Source organism: Pseudomonas arabinosi (assembly GCF_047758675.1).
Lineage (GTDB): Bacteria > Pseudomonadota > Gammaproteobacteria > Pseudomonadales > Pseudomonadaceae > Aquipseudomonas > Aquipseudomonas arabinosi.
The window spans coordinates 61,496-87,606 of record NZ_CP180480.1; the positions used below are offsets into that span (position 1 = coordinate 61,496).

Genomic DNA, 26,111 nt, shown 5'->3' on the forward strand with positions numbered 1-26,111 from the left:
GGGACCGTACAGCAACGCACCGGCCATGTAAGTAGGACCGTTCCCAAACATCACTCGGGAACGATCAACGCATCCATTACTGCGCTTCTTTTTTCGGTTCGCGAATCTTGTACCAGGCCACATAAAGCGCCGGCAAAAACAGCAACGTCAGCAACGTCGCAATAATAATCCCGCCAATCATCGCGTAAGCCATCGGGCCCCAGAACACTTCCCGGGCGATCGGGATCATCCCCAGGCTCGCCGCCGCAGCCGTCAGCAGAATCGGCCGGCGACGATGCTCCGTGGCTTGCACCACGGCATCCCACGGTGCATGACCGTCCTTCTCCAGCGCGTCGATCTGCGTCACCAGAATCACCGAGTTGCGGATGATGATACCGATCAGCGCCAGAATCCCCAGGATCGCCACAAAGCCCATCGGCGTGCCCGTCGGGATCAGCGCCAGCACCACGCCGATCAAGCCGAGCGGCGCGACGCTGGCCACCAGGAATAGCTTCTGCACGCTGTGCAACTGGATCATCAAAAAGGTCGCCATCAAAAACAGCATCAACGGCACAACCTTGGCAATTGGCCCCTGGGCCTTGCCGCTTTCCTCGACGGTGCCGCCGGTAGCGACCTTGTAGCCCACCGGCAAACTGGCGGCGAATTTATCGATGTCGGGTTGGAGTTGTTTCACCAGATCGGTCGGCTGGATCTCGTCGCGCACCGCGGCCTTGATGGTGATGGTCGGTTTGCGGTCGCGGCGCCAGACCAGCGGTTGCTCAAGTTCATAACGCACGGAAGCGAATGCCAGCAGCGGAATCGACGTGCCGCCCGGCGTGACGATCTGCAAATTCTGCAGGGTTTCCGGGGTGCCGCGTTCGGCGTCTTCCGCACGCCCCACCACGTTGATCAGGTAAATATCGTCATCGACCTGAGTCACTGGCGCACCGACCACGATGCTGTTCATCAGGTTGGCCACGTCTTCCGACGACAGTCCCAATTGCCGAGCCTTGTCCTGCGCGATATCGATGCGCAGGACTTTGCCCGGTTCGTTCCAGTCGTAAATGATCTCGCCAATGTGCGAGTTTTTATCCAGTTCGGTGGCCAGCGCAATGGCGTGTTTGCGCACCTGATCGATGTCCTTGCCGCTGACCCGGTACTGAATCGGCCGCCCCACTGGCGGGCCCATTTCCAGCGCCTGGACGTAACTGCCGATACCGACAAAATCCTTGCGCAGCCGCTCGCGCAAGCGTTGGCTAAGCGCGTTACGCGATTCCAGCCCTTTGCTGACGATCACCAGTTGCGCGTAATACGGGTTCTGCAATTGCTGGTCGAGCGGCAGGTAGAAACGGATCGCCCCTTCGCCGATGTAGGTACTCCAGCGCACGATGTCCGGATCGCCCTTGAGCGTCGCTTCGAGCTTGTCCACAGCCTTGCGGGTTTCGGCGATCGAAGCGTTTTGCGGCAGGTTCAGGTCGACGAGGATTTCCGGGCGGTCCGAGGACGGGAAGAACTGGTTCTGCACGAACTGCATGGAAAACACCGACGCCGCAAACAGTGCAACGGTGATGCCGATCGCCCACCAGCGATTGCGCATGGCCCAGAGCATGCCGTAATTGAACGCCCGACCGATGCGCCCCGGTTCTGCGTTGTGAGGTTTCACGTTGGCGCTGAGGATGTGCACGCCGATCACCGGGGCGAACAGCACCGCGACAATCCACGACACGATCATGGCCACCGCGATCACCGCGAACAGCGTGAAGGTGTACTCGCCAGCCGAGCTCGCGTTCAGGCCGATGGGCACGAAACCGGCCACCGTCACCAACGTACCGGTGAGCATCGGGAACGCGGTCGATGTGTAGGCGAACGTGGCCGCTTGCTCCTTGGTCTCGCCCATTTCCAGGCGCGTGACCATCATCTCGACGGTGATCATCGCGTCGTCCACCAGCAACCCGAGCGCAATGATCAACGCGCCGAGGGAAATCCGTTGCATGGTGATGCCGCTGTATTCCATGAAGACGAAGACCATCGCCAGCACCAGCGGAATCGAGCAGGCCACCACCAGTCCGGCGCGTACGCCGAGGCTGATGAAGCTGACGATCAGCACGATCACCACCGCTTCGAACAGAGCGCTGGTAAAACCGCCGACGGCTTTTTCCACCACTTCGGCCTGGTCGGAAACGTTGTGCACGCCGACGCCCACCGGCAGATCGGCAGTCAGGTCGGTCATGCGCTGGTGCAACGCCTTGCCGAACACCTGAATGTTGCCGCCCTTCTTCATCGCAATGGCGAGGCCGATGGCTGGATGGCCGTTAAAGCGGAATTCCGGCGTCGCCGGGTCAACGTAGCCACGGCTGATTTCGGCGACATCGGCGAGGCGGTAGAAGCGATCGTTGAGTCGCAGGTTGACGTTTTCCAGGTCTTTCTCCGAGGCAAACTGCCCCGTCGTACGCACGGAAATCCGCTCGGGACCGGCCTCGATCACCCCGGCCGGGGTCACCGCGTTTTGCGATTGCAGGCTCTGCACCACTTGACGCTGATCGATGCCCAGCGCCGCCAGTTTGCGAGTGGAGAAGTTCAGGTAAAGGACTTCATCCTGCTCACCGACCATCTCGACCTTGCCCAGCCCCGGCACTTCGCGGATCTCGGCGCGGACCTGCTCGACGTAATCGCGCAACTGGCGCATCGATAAGCCGTCGGCGGTAAAGGCGTACACCGAACCAAATACATCACCGAACTCATCGTTGAACCCCGGTCCTTGCAGGCCTTGTGGGAAGTCGCCGCGAATGTCGTTGATCTTCTTGCGCACCTGGTACCAGATTTCCGGAATGTCCTTGGCGCTGGTGGTATCACGCAAGTTAACGAAGACCGTCGACTCCCCGGGGCGGGTGTAGCTTTTCACGTAGTCGAGGGAGTCGAGCTCTTCGAGTTTTTTCTCGATCCGGTCAGTGACCTGTTTGAGGGTTTCTTCCTGAGTCGCGCCCGGCCAGCGGGTCTGGATCACCATGGTTTTGATGGTGAACGACGGGTCTTCCTCACGGCCGAGGTTCAGGTACGAGAACACGCCCATCAGCAGCGCGACGAACATCAAATACCAGACAAACGACTGATGCTTGAGGGCCCATTCGGATAAGTTGAAACTCCCTTTCATTGCGGGCTGTCCTCATCGACTTTTACTTTTTGCCCCGGTTTCAGGCTGTTCACGCCGGCACTGACCACTCGCTCGCCGGACTTCACGCCGCTGGCCAGGACCATGGTTGAGTCAGTGCGGCTGATCAGGCGGACGTCTCGCGGGGAAACGGTTTGGGTCTGCTGATCGATGACCCAGATCCGCGGTTTTCCATCGACCTCCTGAAGCGCGGTCAGGGGCAGTTCGATACGCGGTTTGATCGCGGAACTGAGGGTCACACTGATCGCCGTGCCCAGGCGAAACCCCGGCGGCGTGTCGGTCAGTGTCAGGCGGGCCCTACGGGTACGGGTCGCGCTTTGTGCCTGGGGTTCGATTTCGCGCACGATGGCTGTGGTGGTGATGCTCGGGTCGAGCTGGACGGCCACCTGAAACACCACGTCTTCCGGCAACTGGTCGACCAGGGTGTCCGGCAGATCTATCACCGCTTCCTTGATGTCCGGCTGCGCCAGGGTCACCACTTGCTGGCCGGCGCTGACGACTTGCCCGGCTTCGGCGTTCCACGCGGTGACGATGGCCTTGTGATCGGCACGCAGTTCGACGTAGTTGAGCTGGTCCTTGGCCTGATCGACCGCAGCCTTCGCTTGATCGAGGGAGGCCAGGGTGGTTTTGAGGTCGGTCTGTGCGACGTCGAGTTGCGCCTGGGCGCCCACGCCGCGATCGAACAACTCTTGCTGACGCCGGGCGTTGGCCTGGGCGTTGATAAGTTGCGCCTGGACGCTGGCCAGATCTCCCTGGGCGGAGCGCAACTGGTTCTGCTGATCGGTGGGGTCAAGCGTGGCGAGCAACGCGCCCTGATCGACTTCGGCACCGACATCGACATGACGGCTGGCGATGCGTCCCGGCACCCGGAACCCGACATTGCTTTCATAACGGGCCTGGATGCTGCCGGCGAAGCGGCCCAGGCTTTCTTCGTCCAGCGCCTGGACCTTGATCGATAGCACCGGGCGTACAGGCTCCGGCGGCGGTTCTTTTTCCGAGCAGGCCACCAGCATCACACCGGCGCAAACCAGTAACAGACGCTTCATGGCTGGGCTCCTTCGGCTAAATCCTTATAGGTGTTTTCGGCGATCTCCACCTTCACGCCGGGGTGCAGCAACTGGCCGCCGGCGATGACGACTTTTTCGCCACCCTTCAGGCCGGCGCTGATGATCACTTTGCCGGTCAGGTAGCGGCCGACAGTGACCGTATGCAACTGTGCCTTGCCCTCGCCGTCCACCAGCCACACGGCCGGGTCGCTGAGATTTTTCGTCAGCGCCGACCAGGGCAGTTCGACCGCCGATTTGCCTGGCGTCTTGGCCGTGGCACTCACCACCGAGCCGAGCTGCATGCCTTCCGGTAGTCCGTTCAGAGTGACTTTGACCTGCACTGTGCCGGTCTGCGCGGAGACGGCCGGGGTGATTTCCCGAACGGTGCCGGTGGTTTTGATCGCGGGGTTGTCGAGCAGGCTGACGATCAACGTTTTACCCTCTGGCGGCTCTGTCAGCAGCGACTCGTAGACGTTGAACACTGCGTCGCGCTCGCCGTCCCGGGCCAGGCTGAAAATCGGCACGGTGGCCTGCACCACCTGGCCAACCTCGGCCTGGCGCGCGGTAATCACCCCCGGCACGTCGGCGACCAACGCGGTGTAGCCCAGTTGTTCACGGGCGTTGGCCAGTTGAGCCTGGGCCGCCGTCAGGGCGCTTTGGCTGCTGCGCAAGGCGGCCTGGGCGGAATCGTATTCGCTTTGGCTGGTATAGCCCTTGGGCAGGAGTTTTTGCTGGCGAACAAATGCGGCGGCGGTCTGTTTGACCCGGGCCTGCTCGGCAACGACCTGAGCCTGGGCCGAGTCGACGCTGGTTTGCAGGTCCTTGGGATCGAGTTTAGCCAGGACCTGTTTGGCCGAAACCCGATCACCGACATCGACCGTACGCTGGATGATCTTGCCGGCAACGCGGAACGACAGGTCGGTCTGGACCCGTGCCTGAACATCACCGGTCAGGGTCACCGTCGCCGCGTAATCCGCGGGTTTTACCTCTTGCACGAACACCCGAGGGCGCTCCTTTTCGACCGGTTTTTTATCGCCACAGGCGCTCAGCAGGACAAGGAGGCTCAGGCCAACCACTGTTTTCAATCCGGGACCTACCATGCAGACTCCTTTGCGTTGTACGTTCGTGCCAATGGCGATACGACTGTGAGCTTAGAACAGGGTTCCAAGGGCGCGCCTCACGGTTTGAAATAAAGCCTGGCGCACGATGACGTCGACAATAAGGCAGAATCGCGCACCACGCAGCAGGAAGCTTCCCATGCTCAAAACCCTCGCGGTGGCCAATTACCGCTCGATCAATAAATTGGTGATTCCGTTGGGCCGGTTGAATCTGATCACCGGCCCCAACGGCAGCGGCAAATCCAACCTCTACCGCGCGCTGCGCCTGTTGGCGGAAACCGCTCAGGGCGGCGTGGTCAATGCGTTGGCCCGCGAGGGTGGGCTGGACTCGACCTTTTGGGCCGGCCCGGAAAACATCAGCCGACGGATGCGAAACGGCGAAGTCCCGATCGAGGCGAGCGTACGGCATGGCGCCAAACGCCTGCGCCTGGGGTTTGCTGGGGAAGATTTCAGCTACTCGATCGCGCTGGGTCTGCCGGAGCCGAGCCTTTCCGAGTTTTCTCTGGACCCGGAAATCAAGAAGGAATGCATCTGGTCCGGCCCGTTTTACCGCCCGGCCAGCCTGCTGGTGGACCGCGACGGCCCGATGATCCGCACCCGGGTCGGTCGCGCCTGGGACGTGCTGGCCCAACACACGCCGAATTTCGACAGCCTGTTCGATCAGGTCGGCAGCTTTCGCACCTCGCCGGAAGTCATGCAGTTGCGTGAATTCATCCGTCGCTGGCGGTTCTATGATCACTTTCGCAGTGACGCCGACGCGCCGGTGCGCCAACCGCAATTGGGCACCCGCACGCCGGTGCTGCATCACGACGGTCGAGACTTGGCGGCCGCGTTGCAGACGATCCACGAAATCGGCGATCCCGACGCTTTGCAGGCCGCCGTCAGCGACGCCTTCCCTGGTGCGCGATTGAATATCGCGCCGTTGCAGGGTGGTCGGTTTGCGATCGAGTTTTACCAGGAAGGATTGTTGCGGCCCTTATCGGCGGCCGAGCTGTCGGACGGAACGTTGCGCTATTTGCTGCTGGTCGCAGCGCTGCTGACGCCTCGGCCGCCGACGCTGATGGTGCTGAACGAGCCGGAAACCAGTCTGCACCCGGACCTGTTGCCGGCGTTGGCGCGGTTGATTATTCGCGCGTCGGAGCAGTGTCAGGTGTGGGTGGTCTCTCATGCCCGGCGGTTGATCTCGGCGTTGCAGGAGGACCCGGAGTGCAATTGCATTGTGCTGGAGAAGACATTGGGCCAGACCGGGATTGTCGGGCAGCGGATGCTGGATGAGCCGGCGTGGTATTGGCCGGATTGATTGGCTGGGCTTTAGATCCACCCCCTCACCCTAGCCCTCTCCCCGAGGGGCGAGGGGACTGACCGAGTTGTACTTTCGAGTTTCATCGACCTGAAAGTCCGAGTCGAACTCAGGTTCTGAAAGGCCCCCAATCTGCTCCCTTTCCCCCTCTCCCCCGTGGGGAGAGGGCTGGGGTGAGGGGTGGTTTCCAGCCTCACCGAATAATCAGCAGATCACCCCTGCCACTTCCCACCCTCGACAATCACGCTCTCAGGCTTGGTGTCATCGCTCAGTTCTTTACGCACATACTGGTCATACAGCTTGAGCAAAAACTTCTCTTCACCCAGCTTCGCCAACTCGACATTCACCCAATCACGCAGCTCGATATTGCCCTTCTTCACTGCCGGCGCAATCGGTGCTTCAGCGCCCAACGTCTGGGTCAGCACGCGGTAGCCAGGGTTCTGCTTCGCCCAGCTGAACAGCACCAGATTGTCCTGCGCATACGCATCGCCCCGTCCATTGGCCAACGCTTGCAGGGATTCAGAGTTTTTCTCGAACTTCAGAAGCTTCCAGTCCGGATGGTTCTTGGTCAGCCAGATATCCGCCGTAGTGCCGGTGGTGACGATGGTGGTGCGGGTCGCCAGGTCATCAAGGTTTTTCACCGAACTGGCCTGCGGCACCAGCGCCTGCACGGCAACTTTGAGGTTCGGGTTGGTGAATTCCACCGCTTCCTTACGCTCGGGGGTAACGGTCATGTTGGCCAGAATCAAATCGACCTTGTCGCTTTGCAGGAACGGAATCCGGCTCGCCGGTTCTACCGCGACGAACTCGACCTTGTTTTCGTCGCCCAACAGATCTTTGGCGAATTGACGGCCGATGTCGGTATCGAAACCCACGTAGCGCCCGGCTTCGTTGACGAAACCGAACGGCGGTTTGTCGGTAAAGACGCCAACGATCAGCTTGTCCCGGGCCTTTATTTTTTCCAGGTAGCTGGCGGTCGCGGCAGGTTTGGCCGGTTCTTCGGTTTTGTTGCAACCGGCCAGCAACGCGAGGCCGAGCAGCGGGAGTAGCAGCAGTGAAGTCTTGGCAGTTTTCATAGCAGTTCCAGTTCCTTTGTTTGAGTCGTTTTGGGTAGTGCGGCGACGTAGGAGAACTTCTCCAGGAACTGCTGCGCTCGTGCGGTTTGCGGGTTCGTAAAGAAAATCTCGGGAGGGTTTTGCTCAAGGATTCGCCCGGCATCCATGAACACAATGCGGTCAGCCACGGCGCGGGCAAACGCCATTTCGTGGGTGACGATCAACAGGGTCATGCCTTCGCGGGCCAGGCCCTGGATGACTTCCAGCACTTCCTTGACCATTTCCGGGTCGAGGGCGGCGGTGACTTCATCGAACAACATGACGTTCGGGTTCATGCACAGCGAACGGACGATGGCGATGCGTTGCTGCTGGCCACCGGAGAGCTGACGCGGGAAGGCATCGCGTTTGTCCGCAAGGCCCACGCGTTCGAGCAAGGCTTCGGCCTGGGCACGGGCCTCGCGGCGGTCGCGCTTCTGCACTTTGACCGGGCCGAGCAGCAGGTTGTCGAGCACGCTCATGTGCGGGAACAGGTGATAACTCTGGAACACCATGCCGATCTGCTGCCGCACTTCGCGCCAGTCGGTGCCTTTGCCCAGCAACTCGCGGCCGGCAAAATTCAAGCTGCCGCTGTGGGCAACTTCAAGACCATTCAGGCAACGCAGCAAGGTGCTTTTACCGCAGCCGCTGGGGCCGAGGATGACGATCACTTCGCCTGACTTCACTTGCAGGTCGATCTCTTTGAGCACCTGCTGCTGGCCGAAAAACTTGTTGAAACCCTTGAACTCGATCAATGCGCTCATGCTTGCGTCCAGCGCCGCTCCAGCACGCGCGAGGCGGCCGAGAGCGGGTAGCAGATGAAAAAGAAAAACAGGAACAGTGCGCCGTAGATCAGCACCGATTCGTAAGTGCGTTCGATGATCTGCTGACCGACCTTGATCACGTCAACCACGCCGATCAGCACCGCCAGGGAGCTGGTCTTGATGATCCGCGTGTAGACGTTGATGGTCGGTGGCGTCATGCGCTTCAGCGCTTGTGGCAGCAGCACGTAGCCGTAGAGTTGCGGGCCGTCCAGGCCAATCGACAACCCCGCTTCGCGCTGCCCGCGCGGCAATGAATGCAACGCACCGCGCACCACTTCGCCGACTTCGCTGGCGCCCCACAACGACAACACCAGCACTGCGCACCAGAAACTCGGAATGCTCAGGCCGAAGAAAATCGGCAGACCAAAAAACAGTAAGTACAACCAGACCAGCACCGGAATTGCGCGGAACAATTCCAGATAAACGCGCAGGATTGCGTTCAGCCATTTCGAATTCAGCGTGCGCAACACACCGTAAAGCACGCCGCCAACGGTGCTGATGGCGATGCTCAGGAAAGAGATCGACAGGGTTTGCGCAGCGCCCTTGCCCAATTGCGGCAACGACACCCACAGCAACTCAAGACCCGAACTGGCCATGCTGGAGCCTCCTTTCCAGACGGCTGAGCAACAGCGACAGCGGTAGAAACAGCAGCACGCAAATCAGCGTCAGCACGGCGAGCATTTCGTAGGTTTTGTAGTAGAGCGCGATGTAGCTCTTGGTGGTGTAGAGAATCTCCGGCACCGCCACTGCCGAGACCACGGTGGTTTCCTTGAGCAGGAAAATGAAATTGGCGAACAGCGACGGCAGGCTGAGGATGCCGGCTTGCGGCAGGATCACGTAGCGCAGCAATTGCCCGTGGGACAGGCCGATGGAGCGGCCGGACTCGAGCTGCGCCTGTGGCACCGCATCGACGCCGGCACGCAGCACTTCGGTGAGGTAGGCGCCGCCGAGGAAGGTCATGGTGATGATCGCCGCTGCAAAGCCCGAGACCTTGATCCCCAGTGCCGGCAAGGCGAAGTAGACGAAGAACAGTTGAATCAACAGCGGCGTGTTGCGCGCCAGTTCCACATAGAGCCCGACCAGGCGCTGCAAGTAAGGCGTGCGGAACACCAGAATCGTCGCGTTGATCAGCGCCACCAGCAACGACGTGCCGATAGCGATGAAGCCAACTTGCAGCGTCACGCCCACGGCTTTGAGAAACGCCGGCAAGGTGCTGAGGATAAATGCGTAATCGAAGTTCATTGAACATCCTGGACGCCGCAGGGTAAGCGACGGTGGTGCAGTCCATGGGCGATGGATAACCACCCGGCAGGCACCGACTTTAAAGGTATAAAAAGAAGAATTTAAATACCGTTAAAGCATATTGATATCACGCAAAAAACTATCCTCCGCATTTGCTGTGGCAGCGGAAGACGACTATTTTTCTTTGCGCTGTAGGAAGGATCTTTTTTTCAGAATCCCCCTCCAAGGATGCACAGCTTTTGGCCAGACTCCCCGGCCGAACCATCACAAGGAAGAGAAAAATGGCTGACGTAAAAGTGCCACAGCGGCTGGACCCGCAGGACATCGTGAAGCTGTTGATGGCGTTGCGCAGGGCGTTGAAGGCCGGGGCGGCCTGAACCTTTAAGCAAAAGATCGCAGCCTCGTTTCACTCGACAGCTCCTACATTGAAATGCGTATCCCCTGTAGGAGCTGTCGAGTGAAACGAGGCTGCGATCTGTTGATCCTGGCGCAATAAAAAACGCCGACGCTCTACAAGCCGTCGGCGTTGAAACCTTGAAGGGGTTTACCTCGCGAATCAGAACGCCGGCAATACCGCGCCGCTGTACTTCTTCTCGATGAATGCTTTCACTTCAGGACTGGTCAAAGCCTTGGCCAGTTTCTGGATGGCAACGCTGTCCTTGTTGTCCGGACGAGCCACCAGGAAGTTCACGTATGGCGAATCCGCACCTTCGATCACCAGCGCGTCTTTAGCCGGGTTCAGACCTGCTTCCAGCGCGTAATTGGTGTTGATCATGTCCAGGTCGACCTGGTCCAGAACACGCGGCAGCATGGCCGATTCCAGTTCCTTGAACTTGAACTTGTGCGGGTTCTTGGCGATGTCTTTCGGGGTGGCCAGGGCGTTTTTCGGGTCTTTCAACTCGATCAGGCCAGCCTTCTGCAGCAGGATCAGGGCGCGGCCGCTGTTGCTGCCTTCGTTCGGGATAGCGATGGTTGCGCCGTCTTTCAGCTCAGCCAGGGTTTTGACTTTCTTCGAATAGCCGCCGAACGGTTCGACGTGTACGCCGATCACGGTCACCAGATTGGTGCCTTTGCCTTCGTTGAAGCTTTTCAGGTACGGCAGGGTCTGGAAGTAGTTGGCGTCCAGACGCTGCTGGTCGACCTGAACGTTCGGCTGAACGTAGTCGGTGAAGACTTTGATTTCCAGGTCCACGCCTTCTTTGGCGAGGGTTGGCTTGATCAGTTCCAGAATCTCGGCGTGTGGAACCGGGGTCGCCGCAACCACCAGTTTCTCGCCAGCCTGGGCCAGGCCCGCGGTCAGGGCAGCCGCCAATGCGGTGAACAACAGAACCTTTTTCATGCAGTGTCCTTATCGAAAATCGCGGTCGTGATCGACGACGGCTTGTTTAGTACGAGTGCCAGTGAAGTGCTATCGCTGGCGTGACGCGGACAATACCGGGATTTTTTATTCCCGAACAATATCTTTTATTCACTTTCATATTCCATTTTGTTCATACAGATCGCTACAACGTCTGCGCCAGGCTTTCGAGCAAATGCTTGAGTGCAGATCGCTCGGCAGCCGTGCCGTTTTTAATCAGCTGAGCAGCTTGTTGCTCGATCTGCACCAATGACGGCGGCGCCTCGGGCAGATTCAAATGCTCCGGCAAAATCTCATCGCCAGTGCTGACCAACAACGCAAAGTGAATGACGTTTTCCAGCTCCCGGGTGTTGCCCGGCCAACTGTGTTGCTCTAACAAATGCTGCGCGGTTTCACTGATCAGCGGCACTGGCAGGTCCAGGCGTTGGCTATAGATGCCGAGGAAATATTCGGACAGCGACAGAATATCGCCCACCCGTTCACGCAAGGCTGGCAGTTCGAGCTGGCCCTCGCTGAGGTAGTGGTAGAGCCGCTCATGGAATTTTCCGGCGGCCACCGCTTGGGCCAGGTCGATGCTGGTCGCGGCGACCAGGCGCACATCCACCGGGCTTGGTTGGTGAGCGCCGACCCGAGTGACTTCGTGATTTTCCAGTGCCGCGAGCAATTTGATCTGGATCGGTAGCGGTAAGTCGCCGATCTCATCCAGGTAGAGCGTCCCGCCATTGGCAGAACCGAACCAACCTGCGCGACTGCTGGCCGAACCGCTGTAACTGCCGGCGGCATAACCGAACAATTCAGCATCGGCGTAAGTCGGGCTGATCGCGCCGCAATTGACCGAGACGAACAACCCGCCACGATCACTCGCACGATGGATGTGCCGCGCAAGCAACTCCTTGCCGCTGCCGGTTTCGCCACGGATCAACACCGAGATCGAGCGCGGTGCCAATAGCTCCAGCTCCTGGCGCAACTGACGCGAACGCGGATCGACAAACACCAGCGCCTTGGCGCGAATACTCAGAGGACTTTTTTCTGCATCGGGGAAGGTCAGCAGCGGCTGACCGAAGGCTTCAAAACTCATGGCAGACTCCCGCCCTGAACCGCCGGGAGACGGGGGGCGTTGTTTAAAAAACAAAAGCAAAAAAGAAAAGGTTCAAGCGCGGCGCAGGGCGTGGTGTTCCATTCGGTTTTGCAGGCGATAGAGATAGGCAAAACCCTGCTCCCAGCGTTGGTGACCGGACTTCACGTTGATGTGCCCGGCGCCCGACAAAATCCCCGCCTCGGCGCCCCAGTTACGTGCCAGTTCCAATGCACGCGGTGTGCTCACGGCGCTGTCGTTGTCGGAGCTGACAACCTGACTCGGGAACGGCAGCAGGTTTGTCGGAATCGGAGCGAAATTGCGCAAGGCCGGTGCGCAGGCCGGACGTTCGACGTCCGCGGGGGCGACCAGCAAGGCGCCACGAACCTGACGCAAAAACTGCACGGGCGCGGCGGCAGCCCAATGCGCGACAGTGATGCAACCCAGGCTATGGGCGATCAGGATCACCGGCGTGCTGTCAGCGGCAATCGCCTCAGCCAGTGCCGCGACCCAGTCTTCACGACGCGGTGTCAGCCAGTCAGCCTGCTCCACCCGCGCGCTGTTCGGCAGGCTGTTCTGCCAATGACTTTGCCAATGATCTTCTGACGATCCTTGCCAGCCCGGCACAATCAGGTAGCGAATTGATTCGTTGCGCATGGGGGAGCTCTCCTGCTGCGTGTCTGTTCCTGCGCAAGTATAGGGAGGAGAGTTATATTCGTTAAGGAATAAGAAGCTATTTATTAAGATCTATAAAGAATATACAGCAGTTTGGGATGGGCAAAAAAAAGGGACCGCACCCTGCCAAGGAGACGGCCCCGGAAACTCAAAATCTGTTAGCGCGATCAACATCACTGGATGCGATGATTGGCTGAAACGGTTATCTGATAAAGGAATATTTAATTACTTTGTTAGATCAAAAACACATATACCAATCACACCACAGTGATCGCTGAGCACCACTGCTCGCGTCATAACGTAGCGACCTTTTGGGTCAGATTGATGACGAGCGCCTTTGCCGTTTTGAGTTTCCGGGGCACATCGATCAAGCCTGAGCGGCACGAACCTCCTGCGCCTCTGCTGTTTCCTTGCGCACAAACCGGTTCGCCCGCCCAAACGTCCCGAAATCATTGAACCGCACACCCATCTCGCGCATCACCTTATGGGCCACCGGCACGGTCATCTGGCGGATGTAAAACGGTTCTTTGACCACAAAGTGATGGATGCCGTGAGTGCTGCCGAAGTTGAAGCAGAACGCCTGCAACGGCCACATCCACCACGGGTTCAGCACCTGGGTCTGCTGGATTACATTGCCCGGCTCCACGTCACCGTAGTAGTGCATGTTCGAGCTGACGAAATGCAGGCAAAAGGTACGCAACACGTTCGGGCCGATGATCACCACGGCGGCGATGTCGATGACTTGCATCACCGACAAAGCAGTCGCCGACCATTCAATCGACGTTCCCATCAGATAGGCGATGCCATTGGCCGCATGGAAGCCCAGGAACAGGTACCAGGCGCCCCAATGCACCAGCGCCAGCGGCGCGTAGACCTTCAGGGTGCGCTTGATGATGCTGATCTTGTGAGCCCAGGTCTTGGCCCGCAACATACGAATGAACGCCGACATCACGTTGTCGCCGACCATCAACAGCCGCGCAAAACCCCACGGCTCGCCGTTGGTGATGGCGCGCTCTTCCAGGTCGGACTCTGTGCCGGAGACTTTGTGGTGATTGAGGTGCAGATGCCGACGAATCCACGGATTGATCGTGCTCGGGCGCGCCAGCCACACCAGGCCCATCATCAGGTTGTGCGGCACGCGCTGTTTGCGAAAGTACATGCTATGAATCAGGTCGTGTTCCAGCTCGTGGGTCAGCGAGGCAAAAAATGCGTTGAGCAACAAGCATACCCACCAGGCCATATGGCCAGTCATGTAGAGCGTTGCCGAGCCAATCATGCCGACCAGTGCGAAGGCCAGAATGCCCGCGCCCAAGGCGTCCTGATGGTTGAGAATCGGGTAGCGCTGACGCAGTTCGACTCCCTTGGCCAGCACCACTTGGCGAATATGCGCTGATCGCTGAGTTGCATTCAGTCGCTGGGGACTTGCAGAAGTACCGTGCATGCTTCCATCCTCTGGTTATTGATGTTCGCATCCTGCCTTGTGAACCCTCGCAACGCGGTAGCCGTGAACGCCAACCTGTTGACCGGAAGCGCCAATCAGCATGACTGAACCGACCTCCCTCGCCAGCTGGACCCGCGCCCTGCGCAAGCAACTCGATGCCCTGGGCCTCGACAGCACCGCTCTGTGCCAACAGGCGGGGCTCGACCCGCAACTGATGGACGACCCGAACGCCCGTTACCCGTTGTCCGGCACCACGCGTCTGTGGGAAATCGCGGTGCAAGTCAGCGGCGACCCGGCGATTGGGTTACGCGTATCGCGCTTCGTCAGCCCCACCACGTTTCACGCACTCGGTTATGCGCTGGTGGCCAGTGGCAGTCTGCGAGAAGTGTTCGAGCGCATCGTGCGTTATCACCAGGTGGTCAGCGATGCCCTGGATCTGGAGCTGACTCGCGCCGAGGACCGCTACCGTTTCCGTCTGAAAGTCCCGCCAGGCAATCCGGCCCCGGCCTTCGAAGCCATCGACGCCTTCACGGCGATTTACGTACGCACCTGCCGCAATCGCCTGGGCCGCGATTACGCCCCGCTGGCGGTGTACCTGCGCCGCCCGGAGCCGGCGGACCCGCATCAATGGCACAAAGTCTTCCGTTCACCGGTGTACTTCGCCGCCGATGAAGACCGACTGGAGTTCGCCGTCGTGGACTTCGACAGCCACCTGGACGACGCCAACCCGGAACTGGCCGAGCACAACGAAGCCGTGCTCAAACGCACCCTCGCCCAACTCAAACCCCTGACCTGGGAACGCAAGGTTCGCGACGCCATTGAGGAGCAATTGCCGGAAGGCGAGCCCAGCGCTGAACACATCGCCCAGGCCCTGCACCTGAGTTTGCGCAGCCTGCAACGGCATCTGGCGGACGAGGGTTGTCGGTTCGATACGCTGCTCAACGAGAGTCGCGAGAACCTGGCGCTGCTGCATTTACGCGATCCGCAATGCTCATTGAGCGAGATCAGCTATCTGCTGGGATTTGCGGACACGAGCAGCTTCAGCCGCGCATTCAAGCGCTGGACGGGGATGACACCGGGGCAGTTTCGGGATGGGTTGCGGTAACAAATCCTGAAAGTGGGTTGTCTGGTCTGGCCTCTTCGCGAGCAAGCTCGCTCCCACATTGGAATGCGGTCAACTGTGGGAGCGAGCTTGCTCGCGAAGAGGCCAAACCAGACGCTACAGAAACGCCTCAGCGCCCCCGATCCCGCCGCAACAACTTGCGCACTCGCTTCACCAATTCACTCACGGCAAACGGCTTGAGCAGGTAATCATCCTCATGCAACTCCAGGTCGCGCAGGCGATCCTCAATGCCGTCCTTGGTGGTCAGGAACAGCACCGACGTATCACCGAGCTTGCGGATCTGCTGCAGCAACTGCCAGCCATTGAGCCCGGGCAGCATCACGTCGAGGATGATCAGCTCGTATTCGCCAGACTCGATGAAACGACGGCCGTCCATACCGTTGACCGCCACATCGACTGAGTAACTTGCCTCGCTCAGACCTTTAGCCAGGAGTTTGGCGGTCTCAGGTTCGTCTTCCACTAACAGCACACGCATGGCACACCTCGATTGTCGTCATCACAGGCTAGGCGCCTTCGCGTCCAAAGCCCACCACTAACGCCGGGTTTTAGATAATCGCCAACTTGCGCAATCGTTGCGCATCCAGAATCTCGATCTCGCCGTACTTGAGATTCACAATCCCCTGCCCCTGCAAGTCCTTGAGAATCTGGTTGGTGGTCTGGCGCGACAGCGACAGCATCGACGCCAATTGTTCTTGGGGCAGTTGCAACACCCGTCGCGGCGGGTCGATCTCGCCATAACCCTCGGCGATCATCAGCAAGCGATGAGCCAGTCGAGCGGCGGCTGGCATCAGGCTCAGTTGTTCGAGATTGATGAAGGTCAGGCGTAGTTTCTGGCTCATCAGCAACGCCAGTTGCCGCCAGTACGCCGGTTGCTCATCAAGCAACGTCAGCAGCACTGCTTGCGGGATGTGCAACAGGGTGCAATGACCCAGACCGAATGCATCATGGGTGCGCGGCTGGCCATCGAACAGGCAGATTTCGCCGAACCAGTGCGGCGACTCCACCAGGCTCAACAGCGCCTCCTTGCCTTGCTCGCTCACCGCGCCGATGCGCACCGAACCTTCGAGCACCGCGTACAGCCCGCACGGCGGATCGCCGCGCTTGAACAGCCGCTGGCCTGGCGACAACCGCCGCACCTTGGCGGCGGCCAGCAGACTATTCTGTAAAGGAACAGGTAAATGGCTGAACCACTGCCCTTTATCCAGCCGCGAACGCCAAACCTGCATGTCCATGAAAACTCCTGGAGATTGTCGCCTGCCTGACAGAGCGAAATGTGGACCCGGGGCATGATCCATCACCCAACAGGAGGAACAACAATGAAAAGCCTCGTCGACCATCTCAGTCAATACGCCGCCTACCACCGTGACCCGCGCAATATTGCCAGCCACTTTATCGGTATTCCGCTGATCGTTGTCGCCGTGGCAGTGCTGCTGTCACGGCCCGAGTGGTCGCTGGCCAGGGTTTGGGTGTCACCGGCCGTGCTTCTGGCGCTGGCTTCGGCGTGGTTTTATCTGCGATTGGAGTTACGGCTGGGCATGCTGATGACGGTGTTGCTGGGGCTATGTGTCTGGCTGGGTCATGTGCTCGCGCAACAAAGCACGCTGGTCTGGCTGGCGAGTGGCATCGGGATGTTTGTGGTGGGTTGGGCGATTCAGTTTGTCGGTCACCACTACGAAGGACGCAAACCGGCGTTTGTCGATGATGTGACGGGGCTTATTGTCGGACCGTTGTTTGTGGTGGTTGAGTTGGCGTTTTTGCTGGGGTTGCGGCATGACCTGAAAGAGCAGATCGAGGCGCGGGTTGGGGGCGTGCGGGTCAATCCGAATCGTGCGGCGGTTTAGACCGCAATCGCCAGCAGGCTGGCTCCCACAGGGTATTTGTGTCGATCACAGATCCAATGTGGGAGCCAGCCTGCTGGCGATGCTTTTTGCTTTAGATGTTGGCGAGTTTCTGCCAGACCTTCGGCTTGAAGAACAGCGTCTCGCCCTTCGCTAACCCGATTAGGCTGTCGTGATCTTTCACCACTTCAGCTTCGATCAACTCGCTCTGGCCTTCGACCTTCAGCGTCACCCGTGTCGTCGCGCCCAATGGACGAATATCCCGCACCTCGGCCGCGTGGTGATCCTCCAGCTCATGACGCGACAGCGACACTTCGTGCGGACGGAACAGCACATGGTTGTCTTCACCCAGATGCAACCGGTTCGAGTCACCCAGGAAGTGATAAACGAAATCGCTGGCCGGGTTTTCGTAGACGTCACCCGGTGAGCCGATCTGCTCGATCACGCCCTTGTTCATCACCACGATGCGGTCGGCGACTTCCATCGCTTCTTCCTGGTCGTGGGTCACGAACACCGAGGTCAGGTTGATGTCTTCGTGCAGCCGCGCCAGCCAGCGACGCAGTTCTTTACGGACCTTGGCGTCGAGGGCGCCGAAGGGTTCGTCGAGCAGCAGGACTTTCGGTTCAACCGCCAAGGCACGAGCCAAGGCAATACGTTGACGCTGACCGCCGGAGAGTTGTTCCGGGTAGCGATCCGACAGCCAATCCAGTTGCACCATGTTCAGCAGCTCGTGGACTTTCACCGCGATCTGGCTTTCGCTCGGGCGCTGTTTTTTCGGTTTCATGCGCAGGCCGAACGCGACGTTGTCGAACACGGTCATGTGGCGGAACAGCGCGTAGTGCTGGAACACGAAACCGACGTTGCGATCACGCACGTCGTGGCCGGAGACGTCTTCGCCGTGGAACACGATGTTGCCCTGATCCGGGGTTTCCAGACCGGCGATGATCCGCAGCAGGGTGGTCTTGCCGCAACCGGACGGGCCAAGCAGCGCCACGAGTTCGCCGCTTTGAATGTCCAGGCTGATGTTGTCCAGCGCCTTGAACGCGTGAAAATTCTTGCTGACGTTACGCACTTCGATCGACATGACTTATTCCTCCGCGGCGCTGGCGCGCAGGCGGTTAATACGGTTTTCGCTCCACTGCTTGAGCAGCAGGATGAAGAGCGCCAGGATCAGCAACAGGCTCGCCACAGCGAACGCGGCCACGTGGTTGTATTCGTTGTAGAGGATCTCGACGTGCAGCGGCAGGGTGTTGGTCACCCCGCGAATGTGCCCGGAAACCACCGACACCGCACCGAACTCACCCATGGCCCGTGCCGTACACAACACCACGCCGTAGATCAGGCCCCATTTGATGTTGGGAACGGTGACGTGCCAGAACATCTGCCAGCCATTGGCCCCGAGCAAGCGCGCGGCCTCTTCTTCCTGCGTGCCTTGTTCCTGCATCAGCGGGATCAGCTCGCGAGCCACAAATGGCACGGTGACGAAAATCGTCGCCAGCACGATGCCCGGCAAGGCGAAGACGATCTGGATGTCGTGGTCCTGCAGCCACGGCCCGAACAGACCCTGGGCGCCGAACATCAGCACGTAGACCAGACCGGCGATCACCGGCGAAACCGAGAATGGCAGGTCGATCAGCGTGACCAACATACTCTTGCCGCGGAACGAGTATTTACTCACGCACCACGCGGCGCTGACACCGAACACCAGGTTCAGCGGCACTGAAATCAGCACGGCGATCACCGTGAGTTTCAGGGCCGACAAAGCGTCGGGTTCGAAGATCGCGGTGAAGAACGCACCGATTCCGAGCTTCAGGCCCTGAGACACCACGATCACCAGCGGCAGCAACAGGAACAGGGCGAACACCAGCCAGCCAAGGCCGATCAGGATTCGCCGCGATGAAGCACTGCCACGGCGGGCGGCGTTCGAGGAAGCAGCAGCAATAGACGATTGGGACATTTTTGCGCCTCCTTATGGGGTTTCGATGCGCCGCTGCAGCAAGTTGATCAGCAGCAACAGGACGAAGGAAACCACCAGCATCAGTACACCAATGGACGTGGCGCCGGTGTAATCGTACTGGTCGAGTTTGACCATGATCAGCAGCGGCAGGATCTCGGTTTTCATCGGCATGTTGCCGGCGATGAAAATCACCGAACCGTACTCACCGACCCCGCGGGCAAAGGCCAAAGCAAAACCTGTGAGCCAAGCCGGGAGCAGCGCGGGCACCAGAATATGGCGGAAAACCTGTAGCGGTTTTGCACCCAGGCACGCCGCCGCTTCTTCCACTTCACGCGGGATATCGGCCAATACTGGCTGTACGGTACGTACTACGAATGGAAGTGTCACAAAAGTGAGGGCAAGGGTGATGCCGAGGGGGGTATACGCGATCTTGAAACCCAGGTCCGCTGCAAACTGACCCACCCAACCATTGGGCGCGTATAGCGCAGTCAGCGCGATACCGGCCACAGCGGTGGGCAATGCGAAGGGTAAGTCGATCATCGCATCGATGACTTTGCGTCCAGGGAAGGTATAGCGCACCAGCACCCAGGCCAGCAGCGTGCCGATGATGCCGTTGATGATCGCGGCATAGAGCGCGGTGCCGAAGCTGAGCTTCAACGCCGCCAGCACCCGTGGCGCCGAGATAATCGCCCAGAACTGGTCCCAGGTGAGTTGAGCGGCATGCACGAACATCGCCGCCAGTGGAATGAGCACAATCAGGCTGAGGTACACCAAGGTGTAGCCCAGCGTCAGCCCGAAGCCGGGTATGACGGGGGAGATACGACGCGACATAAAAGTCCTTGGTTGAGAACGCGCAAAGCCTCGAATCGGAATTCGAGGCTCGTTTATGGCTTATTTCAGGTTATTGCGCCTGATAAATCTGGTCGAACACGCCACCGTCGTTGAAGAATTTCGGTTGAGCGGTTTTCCAGCCGCCGAAGTCCTTGTCGATGGTCACCAGGTCCAGTGTCGGGAACTGTTTGGCGTACTTGGCGGCAACATCCTTGTCACGTGGACGATAGAAGTTTTTTGCCGCGATTTCCTGGCCGGCCGGGCTGTACAGGTGCTTGAGGTACGCTTCGGCGATCTCGGTGTTGCCCTTTTTCTCGGCGTTCTTGTCGACCACGGCTACCGGTGGTTCGGCAAGGATCGACAGCGAAGGCACGACGATGTCGAACTTGTCAGCGCCACCGTCTTCTTTCAGGGCCAGGAAGGCTTCGTTTTCCCAAGCCAGCAACACGTCGCCCTGACCGTTGTTGACGAAGGTGATGGTCGAACCGCGAGCACCGGTGTCCAACACAGGCACGTGCTTGAACAGGGTTTGCACGTATTCCTTGGCTTTCGCTTCGTTACCGCCATTGGCTTTCAGGCCATAGGCCCACGCCGCGAGGAAGTTCCAGCGTGCGCCGCCGGAGGTTTTCGGGTTCGGGGTGATGACTTCCACGCCGTTCTTGGTCAGGTCACCCCAGTCCTTGATGCCTTTAGGGTTGCCCTTGCGCACCAGGAACACGATGGTCGAGGTGTAAGGCGTGCTCGCTTCCGGCAGACGCTTCTGCCAATCCGCTGGCAGGGTCTTGCCGAGCTTGGCGATTTCGTCGATGTCACCGGCCAGGGCCAGGGTCACCACGTCGGCACGCAGACCGTCGATCACTGCCCGCCCCTGCTTGCCCGAACCACCGTGGGACTGCTGGATTTTCACGCTGTCGCCGGCGTGGTCTTTCTGCCAGAACTTGACGAATTCAGCGTTGTAGTCCTGATACAGCTCGCGAGTCGGGTCGTACGACACGTTAAGCAGTTCGTAATCCTTGGCAACCGCGGAACCAGCAAAAAGGGCACTGGCCAAGGCGGCCAAAGCGAAATGACGAATCGACGACATGGTGAAAGCTCCTGGAATTCTGTTTGTAATGGCTTTTTATGGTCTGGAATCGGGGTTGCCTGCCAAAGATCGCAGCCTTCGGCAGCTCCTACACAAAGCCCCCGTAGGAGCTGCCGCAGGCTGCGATCTTTTGATCTTTGTTTCAGCTCGGTTTGTTGCTTGGGTTCTGCAACCGGAATTTCTCTTTGCGTTCGATCTGGACCACCTGCGCGTTGTGCACGGTGATTTCCACTGCGCCAAAACGCAGATCGCGCAAGGCGCTCTGGATCTCACGCAAAATGGTTGCTTCGTCCTGGCCGTCAACGCTACGTAGGGATGCGCTCATGGTGCTGCTCCTTCAACTAGAGGTTGCCTGGCAGTGGCGAGACTGCTTGCGGCGTGAGACCAATAGTAGATAAGCGCTGATATTCTTAAAAAGACTATTTAAGAATTTTAATATAACCAAAAGAACAATCAGTGCTGGCGAATCTGTGGCGTCCGGCCCCAATCCAGCTGCCCGGCCGGCACCGGCCGCCCAAACCAGTAGCCCTGCCCCAGATCGCAGCCGTGCTCGAGCAGGAAACCCGCCTGCTCGACCTGCTCGATCCCCTCGGCATGAACTTGCATTCCCATGCTCTGGGCCAGCGCAATGATCACCCGCACAATCGCCGCGTCATCCTCATCCCACGGCAACCCCGCAACGAAGCCCTGATCGATCTTGAGTTTCTGTACCGGCATTCGCTTGAGGCGCAACAACGACGAATAGCCTGTACCGAAGTCATCGATGGCCAGCCGCACACCTAATTCACGCAACCGGTGCATCTGCTCCAGCGCGACTTCCGGGTCATCCATCACAGCGCTCTCAGTGACTTCCAGCTCCAGACAGGCAGGATCCAGCCCGGTTTCGTGCAGCACCTTCGCCACCTGCCCAAACAGCTCACGGCGGGCGAACAAACGAGAAGAAACATTCACCGCGACAAACGACAACACCACCCCGGCCTGCTGCCACTGGCACATCTGCTCACACGCCTGGCGCATCACCCAGGCATCAATTTCGGCGATCAGACCGGTGCGCTCGGCAATGGGAATGAATTCTGCCGGCGACACCAATCCTCGCTGTGGATGCTCCCAGCGCACTAAGGCCTCGACGCCGATCAGGCGGCTGGTGTTGAGGTCGTGAACCGGCTGGTAATAAACCCGAAGCTCCTGCTGCTCCAGCGCACGGCGCAATTCGAAAGCAGTCTCGACCCGCTGCTGGGCATGAGCGGTCAATTCTTCGGTATAGAGGGCGTAGCCGTTGCGACCGGTACTCTTGGCCTTGAACAGCGCCGAGTCGGAGTTGCGCAACAGCTGCTCGGCGCTCAAGGCGTCGCCGGGGAACAGGCTGATGCCGACGCTGATATTGACGAACAATTGATGCCCGTCGATCTGGAACGGCTCTTTGAGACCATCGATGATCCGCTGAGCCAGCGCCGCCGCGTGCACTATTTGCGGACAGCTTTCAGCCAGCACGGCGAACTCGTCACCGCCAAGGCGCGCCAGGGTGATTCCCGGACCGACCATCGCGCTCAAACGCTCGGCAACACCCTTGAGCAACTGGTCCCCAATGCTATGCCCGAGGCTGTCATTGATCATCTTGAAGTGATCAAGATCGATCATCAGTAACGCACAGCCGCGCTTGTGAATCTGCGCCGAAGCCAGGGCCTGCTCGGTGCGGTCGGTGAACAGCAAGCGGTTGGGCAGATCGGTCAGCGGATCGTAGTGAGCCAGGTGCGTCAGCTCATGTTCGGAGTTCTTGATTGCACTAATGTCGGAAAACACGGCCACGTAATGGCTGCGCCGCCCCCTCTCGTCATCAATGACGCGGATGGTCTGCCATTGCGGGTAGATCTCGCCGTTTTTGCGGCGGTTCCAGATTTCCCCGCTCCACTCGCAGGTGCTGTTGAGTGTCGCGAACATCGCCTGGTAGAAAGCCGGCGGGTGATGACCGGACTTGAACAGACTGGGGCGCTGCCCGAGCACCTCCTCGCTCTGATAGCCGGTAATTGCCATGAAGGCCCGGTTTACATGGACGATCAACCCTTTGTTGTCGGTGACCAGCACCCCCTCACGCGTGCAATCGAACACCGCGGCCGCCTGACGCAAACGCTCGCGCTCTTCAGTACGCTCACGCAATTTTGCGCCGATCCCCAGGCAACGGAATAATCGCGCCCGGGCGAGAAAAATCAAACCGGCGCTGAATACCACCCAAGCGTAACCGTTGATCAGTTGCCATCGCATTAACTCAGCGGAGCTATCGAAGAAACTGTTCAATAAATAACCGCTAAACAGCAACCAACCTACAGAAACCAGAAGGTAAAGCAGCGCTGCACGCAAAGCATCGCGATAGGTGGCAGACATTCGGCTGTCCATGTCCCTTTAAAATGGAAGGAATTATAGTTAAAAGAAACATCCAGCCACTCTTATCTGAAAGGGCGACTGGTTTTATCTGTGGGCTAAGTGATAATGCAACGGCTGTTTTTTTCTTTATCGAGGGCCCAATAGCCTATGTGGTACGAAGGTTTTCTCGGCTTGTCGCCCTGGTCACTGGTGGCAGTCACCCTGCTGATGACCCACGTGACGATCATCGGCGTCACGGTCTATCTGCATCGTTATTCAGCCCATCGCTCGCTTGAGCTCAATGCAGGCCTGAAACATTTCTTCCGCTTCTGGCTGTGGTTGACTACAGCACAGAACACTCGTGAGTGGACCGCTATCCACCGCAAGCACCACGCCAAATGCGAAACTGTCGATGACCCGCACAGCCCGGTCATCAAGGGCCTCTCCACCGTTCTGCGCAAAGGCGCCGAGCTGTACCGTGCCGAGGCGGAAAACCCCGAGACCCTGCGCATCTACGGCAAGAACTGCCCCGAAGACTGGATCGAACGCAACCTGTACAGCCGTTTTCCGCTGCTGGGCGTAGCCATCATGGGCGTCATCGACCTGCTGCTGTTCGGCACCATCGGCATCACCATCTGGGCGATCCAGATGATGTGGATCCCGGTCTGGGCCGCCGGCGTGGTCAATGGCCTGGGTCATGCCATCGGCTACCGCAACTTCGAATGCCGCGATGCGGCGACCAATCTGGTGCCATGGGGCATCCTGATCGGCGGTGAAGAACTGCATAACAACCATCACACCTACCCTAATTCGGCAAAACTGTCGGTGAAGAAGTGGGAATTCGATCTCGGCTGGGCCTGGATCCAGGTCTTCAGCTTCCTGCGCCTGGCCAAGGTTCAGCGGGTCGCGCCCATCGCCCATCGGGTCGAAGGCAAAGGCAACCTGGACATGGACACCGCCATGGCGATCCTCAACAATCGCTTCCAGATCATGGCCCAGTACCGCAAATTGGTGATCGCACCGCTGGTCAAACAAGAGCTGGAAAAGGTCGATCACTCGGTCCGTCACCAGTTCCACCGCGCCAAGCGCCTGCTCTCGCGGGAAACCAGCCTGCTGGATGACAAACACCACATTCGCATCCAGACCATGCTCGAGCACAGTCAGGCGCTGAAGGTAATTTACGAGAAACGCCTGGCCTTGCAGCAGATCTGGGTCAAGACCAGCTCAAATGGTCACGATATGCTGGCCGCCATCAAGGATTGGGTACACGAAGCCGAAGCCAGCGGGATTCAATCCTTGCGCGACTTCGCCGATCAGTTGAAAACCTACTCCTTGCGCCCCGCCGCCGCAGTCTGACTGTGGCGAGGGAGCTCGCTCCCGCTCGACTGCGCAGCAGTCGCAAAACCTGACGACGCGTTCTTTCATTGAAAAACGCGTCGCCAGTACCGCCCGGCGGGAGCAAGCTCCCTCACCACATAAGGCGGGAACTAAGCTCAAAATCCCCTATCTCAAAGACACTTCGCCATCCAGGCGGGCCCTGGTATTGGCCGCTTTCGAACCTCGAGCGGCACACGCCCTTTGAGATTTTGTGTCGATGGTCAATAAAAGCCTACAAGACTCATCCTTCCCGCAGTGGCCCGAGGCCGCTCAAACCCTGCTGGCGCTAATGCATGCACAAGGCGAAGTGGCGCGCCTGAGCGAACGCGAACAACTGTTCAGCGCTCTGCTGGTGAGCGTCAACGCGGTGCTTTGGGCCTTCGACTGGGAATCCCGTCGGGTTCTCTATGTCAGCCCCGCGTATGAACGTATTTTCGGCCGCTCCGCAGGCTTGTTGCTGTCCGACTACAACCAATGGCGCGACAGCATTTACCCCGACGATCTGGACTATGCCGAACGCAGCCTGGCCGAAGTACTGGTCAAAGGTGCCGATGAAGACCGCGAATATCGAATCATTGCCGCCGACGGCCAGGTCCGCTGGCTCAGTGACAAGTGCTTCATCAACCGTCAGGCCGAGCCGGGGCAACCGGTGATCATCGTCGGCATTGCCGAAGACATTACTGACAAGAAGCAGATGGAAACCGAGCTGCAACGCCTGGCTACCACCGACGTGCTGACACAGAGCAGCAACCGCCGCCACTTCTTCGACTGCGCTCACCGCGAATTCGAACAGGCACGGCACCAAGGCACGCCGCTGGCCTTCCTGCTGCTGGACATCGATAACTTCAAAGTAATCAACGATACCTACGGCCACCAGGAAGGCGACAACGTGCTGCAACGAATCGCCGAGAGCGGTCGCGCGGCTTTGCGTCGAGGCGATGTGTTCGGGCGAGTTGGCGGTGAGGAATTCGCAGCGGTGTTTCCCGGTTGTGCGCCAGACATGGCCATGCAAGTGGCCGAGCGCCTGCAACGGGAGATTCAGCGATTGAGTTTCAGCCATGGCGACCAGACCTTCGGCATCACCGTCAGCCAGGGCCTGACCAGCCTCACCGCCGAGGACGAAAGCGTCGACAGCCTGTTTGCCCGCGCGGATGCGGCGATGTACCAAGCCAAACACCAGGGCAAGAACCGCATCGTCTGCGGCTAGTGGGCCCAACACAGAACAA

The 26,111-nt window shown here is 59.2% G+C and carries 24 protein-coding genes; 5 read left to right on the forward strand and 19 right to left on the reverse strand.

From position 1 onward, the window contains the following. Positions 1–76: 76 nt before the first annotated feature. Genes ACMXYJ_RS00295 through ACMXYJ_RS00305 form a run of 3 tightly spaced genes read right to left on the reverse strand, consistent with a single transcriptional unit; the run spans position 77 to position 5,294 of the window. Positions 77–3,130: an efflux RND transporter permease subunit gene (locus ACMXYJ_RS00295; RefSeq protein ID WP_415758378.1), complete on the reverse strand. Its 3,054-nt coding sequence runs from the start codon at positions 3,128–3,130 to the stop codon at positions 77–79. Continuing rightward, entirely contained in the window at positions 3,127–4,194 is a 1,068-nt protein-coding gene (locus ACMXYJ_RS00300; RefSeq protein ID WP_415758379.1) for an efflux RND transporter periplasmic adaptor subunit, read from the reverse strand. The genes ACMXYJ_RS00295 and ACMXYJ_RS00300 overlap by 4 nt, the downstream gene beginning before the upstream one ends. Next, entirely contained in the window at positions 4,191–5,294 is a 1,104-nt protein-coding gene (locus ACMXYJ_RS00305) for an efflux RND transporter periplasmic adaptor subunit (RefSeq protein WP_415758380.1), read from the reverse strand. Before ACMXYJ_RS00305 ends, ACMXYJ_RS00300 begins: the two co-directional genes overlap by 4 nt. Before the next feature lie 157 nt (positions 5,295–5,451). On the opposite strand from ACMXYJ_RS00305, the gene ACMXYJ_RS00310 reads away from it, so the two are divergent. Continuing rightward, positions 5,452–6,612, forward strand: coding sequence for an AAA family ATPase (locus tag ACMXYJ_RS00310; protein WP_415758381.1), 1,161 nt, complete (start codon positions 5,452–5,454; stop codon positions 6,610–6,612). A 212-nt stretch (positions 6,613–6,824) separates the two neighbouring features. Here the strand turns inward: ACMXYJ_RS00310 and ACMXYJ_RS00315 are convergent, their stop codons facing one another. The 8 genes from ACMXYJ_RS00315 to ACMXYJ_RS00350 all read right to left on the reverse strand — a co-directional run bounded on the left by ACMXYJ_RS00315 (position 6,825) and on the right by ACMXYJ_RS00350 (position 14,317). Then, positions 6,825–7,688 (reverse strand): transporter substrate-binding domain-containing protein, encoded by an 864-nt coding sequence (locus ACMXYJ_RS00315; RefSeq protein WP_415758382.1) that lies wholly within the window; start codon positions 7,686–7,688, stop codon positions 6,825–6,827. Continuing rightward, complete coding sequence (locus tag ACMXYJ_RS00320) at positions 7,685–8,467, reverse strand: amino acid ABC transporter ATP-binding protein (protein WP_415758383.1); 783 nt, start codon at positions 8,465–8,467, stop codon at positions 7,685–7,687. The genes ACMXYJ_RS00315 and ACMXYJ_RS00320 overlap by 4 nt, the downstream gene beginning before the upstream one ends. Then, on the reverse strand, positions 8,464–9,123 hold the full coding sequence (locus ACMXYJ_RS00325; protein ID WP_046047295.1) for an amino acid ABC transporter permease: 660 nt from the start codon (positions 9,121–9,123) through the stop codon (positions 8,464–8,466). Before ACMXYJ_RS00325 ends, ACMXYJ_RS00320 begins: the two co-directional genes overlap by 4 nt. After that, positions 9,104–9,769, reverse strand: coding sequence for an amino acid ABC transporter permease (locus ACMXYJ_RS00330; protein ID WP_008148239.1), 666 nt, complete (start codon positions 9,767–9,769; stop codon positions 9,104–9,106). The genes ACMXYJ_RS00325 and ACMXYJ_RS00330 overlap by 20 nt, the downstream gene beginning before the upstream one ends. A gap of 556 nt (positions 9,770–10,325) precedes the next feature. After that, on the reverse strand, positions 10,326–11,108 hold the full coding sequence (locus tag ACMXYJ_RS00335) for a MetQ/NlpA family ABC transporter substrate-binding protein (RefSeq protein WP_415758384.1): 783 nt from the start codon (positions 11,106–11,108) through the stop codon (positions 10,326–10,328). A gap of 163 nt (positions 11,109–11,271) precedes the next feature. Beyond that, positions 11,272–12,204: a sigma 54-interacting transcriptional regulator gene (locus tag ACMXYJ_RS00340; RefSeq protein ID WP_415758385.1), complete on the reverse strand. Its 933-nt coding sequence runs from the start codon at positions 12,202–12,204 to the stop codon at positions 11,272–11,274. Positions 12,205–12,276: 72 nt separating this feature from the next. Then, positions 12,277–12,858 (reverse strand): alpha/beta hydrolase, encoded by a 582-nt coding sequence (locus ACMXYJ_RS00345; protein WP_415758386.1) that lies wholly within the window; start codon positions 12,856–12,858, stop codon positions 12,277–12,279. 385 nt (positions 12,859–13,243) lie between these two features. After that, entirely contained in the window at positions 13,244–14,317 is a 1,074-nt protein-coding gene (locus ACMXYJ_RS00350) for a fatty acid desaturase (RefSeq protein WP_415758387.1), read from the reverse strand. Positions 14,318–14,417: 100 nt separating this feature from the next. On the opposite strand from ACMXYJ_RS00350, the gene ACMXYJ_RS00355 reads away from it, so the two are divergent. Beyond that, complete coding sequence (locus tag ACMXYJ_RS00355; protein WP_415758388.1) at positions 14,418–15,422, forward strand: AraC family transcriptional regulator; 1,005 nt, start codon at positions 14,418–14,420, stop codon at positions 15,420–15,422. A gap of 127 nt (positions 15,423–15,549) precedes the next feature. Here ACMXYJ_RS00355 and ACMXYJ_RS00360 read toward each other — a convergent pair whose 3' ends face one another. Together ACMXYJ_RS00360 and ACMXYJ_RS00365 are read right to left on the reverse strand one after the other, a co-directional pair. Continuing rightward, on the reverse strand, positions 15,550–15,915 hold the full coding sequence (locus ACMXYJ_RS00360) for a response regulator (RefSeq protein ID WP_415758389.1): 366 nt from the start codon (positions 15,913–15,915) through the stop codon (positions 15,550–15,552). A 70-nt stretch (positions 15,916–15,985) separates the two neighbouring features. Then, the gene (locus ACMXYJ_RS00365) at positions 15,986–16,672 is read right to left on the reverse strand and encodes a Crp/Fnr family transcriptional regulator (RefSeq protein ID WP_415758390.1); all 687 of its coding nucleotides are present in this window, start codon (positions 16,670–16,672) and stop codon (positions 15,986–15,988) included. An 84-nt stretch (positions 16,673–16,756) separates the two neighbouring features. On the opposite strand from ACMXYJ_RS00365, the gene ACMXYJ_RS00370 reads away from it, so the two are divergent. After that, positions 16,757–17,281: a DUF962 domain-containing protein gene (locus ACMXYJ_RS00370; protein WP_415758391.1), complete on the forward strand. Its 525-nt coding sequence runs from the start codon at positions 16,757–16,759 to the stop codon at positions 17,279–17,281. Positions 17,282–17,372: 91 nt separating this feature from the next. Here ACMXYJ_RS00370 and ACMXYJ_RS00375 read toward each other — a convergent pair whose 3' ends face one another. The 6 genes from ACMXYJ_RS00375 to dibA form a co-directional block, all read right to left on the reverse strand. Further along, positions 17,373–18,362, reverse strand: coding sequence for a sulfate/molybdate ABC transporter ATP-binding protein (locus tag ACMXYJ_RS00375; protein ID WP_415758392.1), 990 nt, complete (start codon positions 18,360–18,362; stop codon positions 17,373–17,375). Positions 18,363–18,365: 3 nt separating this feature from the next. Next, complete coding sequence (cysW, locus tag ACMXYJ_RS00380) at positions 18,366–19,235, reverse strand: sulfate ABC transporter permease subunit CysW (protein ID WP_007899636.1); 870 nt, start codon at positions 19,233–19,235, stop codon at positions 18,366–18,368. 12 nt (positions 19,236–19,247) lie between these two features. Further along, positions 19,248–20,066 carry a sulfate ABC transporter permease subunit CysT gene (cysT, locus tag ACMXYJ_RS00385; RefSeq protein WP_007899634.1) on the reverse strand — a complete coding sequence of 273 codons (819 nt, stop codon included), beginning with the start codon at positions 20,064–20,066 and terminating at the stop codon, positions 19,248–19,250. Positions 20,067–20,136: 70 nt separating this feature from the next. Then, entirely contained in the window at positions 20,137–21,150 is a 1,014-nt protein-coding gene (locus tag ACMXYJ_RS00390; RefSeq protein ID WP_129439495.1) for a sulfate ABC transporter substrate-binding protein, read from the reverse strand. 142 nt (positions 21,151–21,292) lie between these two features. Next, positions 21,293–21,475, reverse strand: a complete 183-nt coding sequence (oscA, locus tag ACMXYJ_RS00395) for a sulfur starvation response protein OscA (RefSeq protein ID WP_007945260.1) — start codon at positions 21,473–21,475, stop codon at positions 21,293–21,295. A 128-nt stretch (positions 21,476–21,603) separates the two neighbouring features. Then, the gene (gene dibA / locus ACMXYJ_RS00400; RefSeq protein WP_415758393.1) at positions 21,604–23,529 is read right to left on the reverse strand and encodes a phosphodiesterase DibA; all 1,926 of its coding nucleotides are present in this window, start codon (positions 23,527–23,529) and stop codon (positions 21,604–21,606) included. 147 nt (positions 23,530–23,676) lie between these two features. Between dibA and desA the strand changes: the two genes are divergently transcribed. Both desA and ACMXYJ_RS00410 read left to right on the forward strand, forming a co-directional pair. After that, positions 23,677–24,864, forward strand: a complete 1,188-nt coding sequence (desA, locus tag ACMXYJ_RS00405; protein WP_008148210.1) for a delta-9 fatty acid desaturase DesA — start codon at positions 23,677–23,679, stop codon at positions 24,862–24,864. A gap of 238 nt (positions 24,865–25,102) precedes the next feature. Beyond that, positions 25,103–26,092 carry a GGDEF domain-containing protein gene (locus ACMXYJ_RS00410; RefSeq protein WP_415758394.1) on the forward strand — a complete coding sequence of 330 codons (990 nt, stop codon included), beginning with the start codon at positions 25,103–25,105 and terminating at the stop codon, positions 26,090–26,092. Positions 26,093–26,111: the final 19 nt, after the last annotated feature.